The sequence below is a fragment of the Chitinophaga sp. genome, assembly GCF_035538455.1.
Taxonomy (GTDB): Bacteria; Bacteroidota; Bacteroidia; order Chitinophagales; family Chitinophagaceae; genus Chitinophaga.
Genome location: NZ_DATLKJ010000005.1, coordinates 63,597 through 69,754, shown reverse-complemented (window position 1 = coordinate 69,754; position 6,158 = coordinate 63,597). Strand labels below are relative to the sequence as shown.

At 47.6% G+C, this 6,158-nt stretch carries 6 protein-coding genes; 3 read left to right on the top strand and 3 right to left on the bottom strand.

Annotated elements, in window-relative coordinates; all coding sequences use genetic code 11:
- Positions 1-960: DEAD/DEAH box helicase (locus tag VM802_RS00405; protein WP_325526786.1), on the bottom strand; the 960-nt coding region annotated here is incomplete at its 3' end.
- 52 nt (positions 961-1,012) lie between these two features.
- Here VM802_RS00405 and VM802_RS00400 point away from each other — a divergent pair.
- Positions 1,013-2,335: an NCS2 family permease gene (locus VM802_RS00400; protein WP_325526784.1), complete on the top strand. Its 1,323-nt coding sequence runs from the start codon at positions 1,013-1,015 to the stop codon at positions 2,333-2,335.
- Here VM802_RS00400 and VM802_RS00395 read toward each other — a convergent pair whose 3' ends face one another.
- Positions 2,336-3,367 (bottom strand): S66 peptidase family protein, encoded by a 1,032-nt coding sequence (locus VM802_RS00395; protein WP_325526782.1) that lies wholly within the window; start codon positions 3,365-3,367, stop codon positions 2,336-2,338.
- A 140-nt stretch (positions 3,368-3,507) separates the two neighbouring features.
- On the opposite strand from VM802_RS00395, the gene VM802_RS00390 reads away from it, so the two are divergent.
- Positions 3,508-4,098, top strand: a complete 591-nt coding sequence (locus VM802_RS00390) for a hypothetical protein (protein WP_325526780.1) — start codon at positions 3,508-3,510, stop codon at positions 4,096-4,098.
- Positions 4,099-4,119: 21 nt separating this feature from the next.
- On the opposite strand, the gene VM802_RS00385 is transcribed toward VM802_RS00390, so the two are convergent.
- Complete coding sequence (locus VM802_RS00385; protein ID WP_325526778.1) at positions 4,120-4,614, bottom strand: Lrp/AsnC family transcriptional regulator; 495 nt, start codon at positions 4,612-4,614, stop codon at positions 4,120-4,122.
- Positions 4,615-4,738: 124 nt separating this feature from the next.
- Here VM802_RS00385 and VM802_RS00380 point away from each other — a divergent pair, with 124 nt between their 5' ends.
- Complete coding sequence (locus VM802_RS00380; protein ID WP_325526776.1) at positions 4,739-6,103, top strand: MFS transporter; 1,365 nt, start codon at positions 4,739-4,741, stop codon at positions 6,101-6,103.
- Positions 6,104-6,158: the final 55 nt, after the last annotated feature.

Here is a 6,158-nt window from a genome sequence, read left to right as displayed (position 1 = left end):
TATGCCATTGTGCAGTGCCTCTTCCACCCAAATACGCAACTCCATATCTATAGAGCCGTGATGTAAAGCGAGGGCGCCAGCGAGCATAGGCTGCCCGCGAAGCAGCGACTGGTACCATATTTCAGATTGTGACCTTGTATTGGTGAATATCAGTGTAGTCTGGCTGTCGTCGATAATCGGCAATGCCTGTGGCAGCATGCGTATACCAAGGTGTCCTGCCCAGGGGTAATTTTCCATTTCATGGGGGATCACGCTTTGTAACAGGATATTCTTTTTCAGGTTAGCGCGGATGATGATACCGTTGTTGTAATAAGGTCCCAGTAATACCTGTAGCGCTTCATCAAGATTACCGATCGTCGCTGATATGCCCCATATCTTCAATGCCGGTTTGCCGGCCTGTTGTGCCAGGCCTTTCAGCCGGCTTATTCCCAGCTCAGTCATTACACCACGTTTGCTGCCTATTAGTTCATGCCATTCATCTACGACGACGGTTTGCAGGTGTCTGAATACCGCGGGATACTCCTTTTGCGCAAGCAGGATGTGCAGGCTTTCCGGTGTGATGATCAGTATTTCGGGCATCTGCCTTTTCTGCTGGGCGCGGGTGGATGTGGAAGTGTCGCCGCTGCGGATGCCTACCTGCCAGGGTATCTGGAGTTCTCCCAGCGCTGCTTCCATGGCTCTGCCCAGATCTTTGGCCAGTGCGCGGAGTGGTGTTATCCACATCAGTTGCAGGCCATTTTTGCTTTTACTGCGAAAATCTTTTGGGTGTTTGTTGATCCAGTCAATCACTACGCCGAGGAAAAGAGAGAAGGTTTTGCCGAAGCCGGTAGGTGCATTCACAAGTCCTGATTTGCCCTCCAGGTATGCATTCCAGGTGTCTTCCTGGAACCTGAAAGGCTGCAGCTCCTTATCGGCCAGCCAGTCTGTAACTACCTTCCATCCACGCGTTTGTTGTTGCATAGGGATGAAATTAGCATAAAATGATAAATGTCGAAACGCTTATTTTTGCAGCATGCTCGCAAAATTTTTTCAGCTTTCCGAACACAAGACTACCGTTAAGAAAGAAGTACTGGCTGGTTTAACCACCTTTTCTACCATGGCTTATATACTGGCCGTGAATCCCAGTATATTATCACAAACCGGGATGGATGCACACGCACTCCTCACTGCCACGGCGCTGGCGGCAGCTATCGGTACGCTGGTGATGGCATTTTATGCAAAGCTGCCGATTGGTGTTGCGCCTGGTATGGGACTGAATGCCTTCTTCGCCTATACTATTGTATCGGCAATGGGTTATAGCTGGCAGTTTGCGCTCACAGCAGTTTTCCTGGAAGGAGTGATCTTTATCTTCCTCTCTCTGTTTCGAATACGTGAAGCAATTATCGACAGTATACCTGAAAATCTCAAGCATGCTATTTCGGTGGGAATAGGATTGCTGATAGCGCTCATTGGTATGGCGAATGCAGGGATCATTGAAACTGGTATGCGTCATGTGGGAGATGGGAAGCTCAGCGGCGTGATCCTGAAGATGGGCAATATTACCAGTATAGGTCCGCTGGTGGCGCTGATAGGACTTATCGTAAGTGCCGTGCTGATGTACAAAAGAGTGAACGCAGCATTGCTGATAGGTATTCTCGCCGCAACAGTGGTGGGTATTCCACTGGGAATCACACAACTACCAGAAGGACACTTCATCAGTATGCCGCCATCTGTATCTCCGATTGCGTTTAAGCTGGAGTTCAACAAAATATTTACGATGGATATGGTGATGATCCTGTTCACGTTGCTGATGGTAAACCTTTTCGATACGGTGGGAACATTGATCGGACTGTGTAACAAGGCCGGGCTGCTGGATGAGAGTGGCCGGCTGCCACGTGCAAAACAGGCGTTGATGGCCGATGCTGTAGGTACTACGGCAGCAGGCTTGCTGGGTACCAGTGTAGTAACTGCTTATGTAGAAAGTGCCAGCGGTATTGCCGCCGGAGGTAAAACAGGGCTTACAGCGCTTACCGTAGCCGTCATGTTTCTGCTCTCGCTGTTTTTTGCACCAGTGTTTGCGATGATCCCGCAGGCTGCTACGGCGCCTGCCTTGATCATTGTTGGCATGCTGATGATGGGCGCTGTGGTGAAGATCGATTTCAATGATGTGACGGAAGCATTGCCGGCATTTCTTGCAATTGTGATGATGCCTTACTCTTACAGCATTGCGGAAGGCATTGTTTTCGGCATGTTGTCATACGTGCTGCTCAAAGTACTGACTGGTCAGTATAAGCAGATCAGCCCGGTTATGTACGTGTTGGCCTGCCTGTTTATTATTACTTTCCTGGTGAAGTAATTACTCTTTGAGTACTACTTTGTCCTCTGCAACAATCAGGCTGTGCATCATACCACACTTGAATGCGTAGTTGTTTTTCTGATGACCTACAGGAAAGTTGAAGCACACGGGGTATTTATAGCCGCTTACTTTTTCCATTACTATTTCATAAATGGTCTTTCCAAATTCTTCCCCCGGATCATCGGGCTTGATCCTGTTAAAACCACCGATAATAAGGCCGGCGAGATTATCCAGTTTATGGGAGCGTTGCAGCGTGCCGAGCATGCGATCCAGGCTGTAAAGATATTCTCCTACTTCTTCGAGGAATAATATCCTGCCGTTAGTCTCTATTTCCGAGTCGGTACCGCTCATGCTCTGTATGATGGAGAGATTACCGCCAACGAGGATGCCTCGTGCAGAACCCTTCCGGTTGTTAGCTTCGGGGGTGGCGCTGTATTGCATCTGTTTACCGGTGAGCGCCTGGTAGATTGACATGATGGTATCCTGTACAACGGGATCGGCGGTACGAAAATCATCCGGGAAACTGTTGCACATTTTTGAGTGCAGCGAGGCAATGCTGAAATGCCTGTTGATATGGCAATGTAGCGCGGTGATGTCACTGAACCCGATGACCCATTTAGGCCGCTGCCGGAAGCGGGTGAAATCCAGTTGATCTATAATCCGTGCAGAGCCGTATCCACCACGGCCGCACATAATGGCTTTGATATTGTTGTCGTTCAGCATGGCCTGCAGATCCTGCAACCGCTCTGCATCTGTACCGCCGAAGGTATAGTCGCGCTGCCCAACGGTTTTGCCTATACGAATATTGAAGCCCCAACTCTCCATAATCCTGATCGCCGGTCCTATTTCTTCCCGCTTGATGTAACCCGCCGGGCAGGTAATGCCTACGGTATCGCCAGGTTTAAGGTATGGAGGTACCAGCGGTTCCTTACCGGCATGCACTTCAGGCATGCTGATAGCTCCAAGTGCGCTCAATGCTGGCAGGCCCGCGCCGGCAGTCAATAAGGAGGAGAGGAAGTGTTTACGGTTCATGTATTTAAAGTAAGCATAATTTGGTAAACTACTGTGTCCGCTGAGTATAGCCGATATTTTTTATTTTTGTTATTACTCCCTGTTTTCCTGTTTCAGGGGGATGGCAATATTTTTGAACCCTGTTGTTAAACTATTCGTATATGCGTACCGTTGTAACGCTGTTATCATTACTGATACTCACTTTTAACTTAGCTGCACAGGATAGTGCAAATGCCTGGAAAATAATACCGGGGAAATCAATAGGACACATAACTATCGGCGCGCCGTCGGAAGCCCTTCGTGTGCTCGGCATGCCAGATGGCGGCGATGCCGCTATGATGAAGGCATGGCATTACTGGTTTGGCCGCACCAGGAGTAAAACGATCGATTCTTCGCACATGCTGGCCGTTTACACTGCCATGCGTACACAGGACACGCAGTATGTAAAGGAGATCCGCGTCAATTCACCCCGCTTCAGAACGGACAAAGGTGTAGGCCCGGGCAGTTTGATGTCGGAGATCAGGAAAGCCTATCCCGGCCTGAAGCTGGCGAAGTCGTATCTCTCCCAGAACATGCAGCATCAGCTGGATGTATATGACGACAAAGAACTGGGTATTGCCTTTGAAACAGCTAATCCTGAAAGCAATAATCCGGTGTGTGTGATGGTGGTCGTGCATAATCCCGGCGAAACGGCGGGCACTAACCTGGATTTTCATGTAGGCTATGATCTGCTGATTCCCAAAACCCAGTAGCATAAAGCATATCCACCAGTGTTAATAAACAACCTGGTGGGTAGTTTTTATGACAGAGATAACAAAGATGCTCTGTGTATGGCTGAGGTTATCCATTTCCCCCAATTTATTTACATAAAATTCGCGGTATTCGTCCATATCCTTCACCTGTACCTTTATCATGAAATCAAACTCTCCTGATATATTCAGACATTCTGTTACTTCTGTGAGTGCAGTAATTTCCTGGATGAATTTCTTCCCGAATTTTTTGTTGTGCTCTTTCAGCGTGATGTAGCAAAGCACGGTGAGGCTTTTGTTTATTTTCCTGGGATCTACAATAGCAGCATATTGTTTGATAACGCCAGCCTGTTCCATTTTGCGGATACGCTCGTATACCGGTGTAGTGCTGAGGTTAAGTTGTTTTGCAATATCACGGATGGTCATCTTGGCGTCTTTCTGTAAGAGCTTGAGAATGCCCATGTCTTTTTCATCTAACGAAAGCGGGGTCTCCGTAATATTTTCTTTTTTGTGTACCATTTGAATGCATTTTTAGTGTAATAATCTATTTTTTGTGTTTAAATAGATATTTGTTCCAAAAATATGGAAAATACATTGTGCATGTTCTTTATTGATAAGTTTGTGTGGAAAATCACAATAATAAATGAAGCAACGGATTATTCTTACGGTAGCCTGTCTGGCCATTTTCTTTGAGGCGCTGGATGTGTCAGTATTGAACATGGCGCTGCCGCAGATGGAGCAGTATTTTGATTTTTCACCGGATGCCATTCAATGGGTGCAAACGGTGTATGTGTTGTTGTACGCCGGCTTTGTATTGCTGGGAGGACGTTTGTCTGATACCATCGGGAGACGGAACATCTTTATAGCGGGTGCATTGTTATTTGTACTGGCTTCATTTGCTGCCGGTTTTTCGCTTTCCTTTGAGTGGCTGTTGGTGTGCAGGGGATTGCAGGGTGTAGGGGTGGCATTTGCTATTCCGGCAGCGATGTCTGTCATCAGTCATACTTTCACTGATCCTGCGGAAAAGAACAGGGCCTTCGGTGTTTTCGGTGCGATGGCGGGCATAGGCTTTGCCACAGGATTGGCTATAGGCGGGCTTATCAGCGCATACCTGGGTTGGCAGTGGGTATTCTTTATCAATGTACCTGTTATCGGCATCGCTATAATACTGGCCCGGAAGTTTATTCCTGCGGATATAAAACGGGAAGAAACGATCAGCAGCAATGTACCCAGCGGTATGTTGATCTCGCTGCTGATGCTGTTGGCGGCCTGGCTGATACATGATCTGGGGCATATTACGCATCACCCGGTTGTGTATCTTTCGCTGTTGTTCCTGTTTGTTTTCATGGGGCTGTATTTCATCCGCCGCGAGCGCGTGCACCCGTTCCCGTTAGTAGATTTCAGCATATTCAGTTTGCAGGGAGTAATTACCGGTAATACGGGCGCTATGCTGTTGGGCGGTATTTTTCTGCCATATATTTTTCTGCTCACCTTGTACCTGCAACACCAGCTGCATTTCAGCTCTTCGCAGGCCGGACTTTTATTATTCCCTTTCAGCATATTATCGGGCCTCATTTCTAAATTTGTATTGCCGCATCTCTTCAACCGTTTTGGTGTAGAACGCACGGGGATCATTGGTAATGCCTGTATGCTTTCGGGCATCCTCTTTTTTATAGTGAGTTATTTCTCTGCGTATCCTTTGCCGTTTATTATCTGTGCGGTGTTATGTATTAATTCGATGGGAATGTCTGTAACTTTTCCTTGTGTAACGATACTGGCTATACAGCATGTGCCGGCATCACAGCACGGGCTTGCTTCCGGAGTGAATGGAACTGCTAACGCAATGGGTGGCGGTCTTGGTTTATCGCTGACAGGCCTGGCTATGCAGGTGGCCGGAATGATGGATTGGAACGTGTATGGCGTGGGGTTGAGTGTGTTGGCGGCGTTGGGGCTTATCGCAATCGGACAGTTGTATGTGTATATGAAACAGGTACCAGCAGCCGGATAAATTTTTTTATTTTGCTATGTAGCTATTTAATTATTCAAATAGCTACATAGCAAAA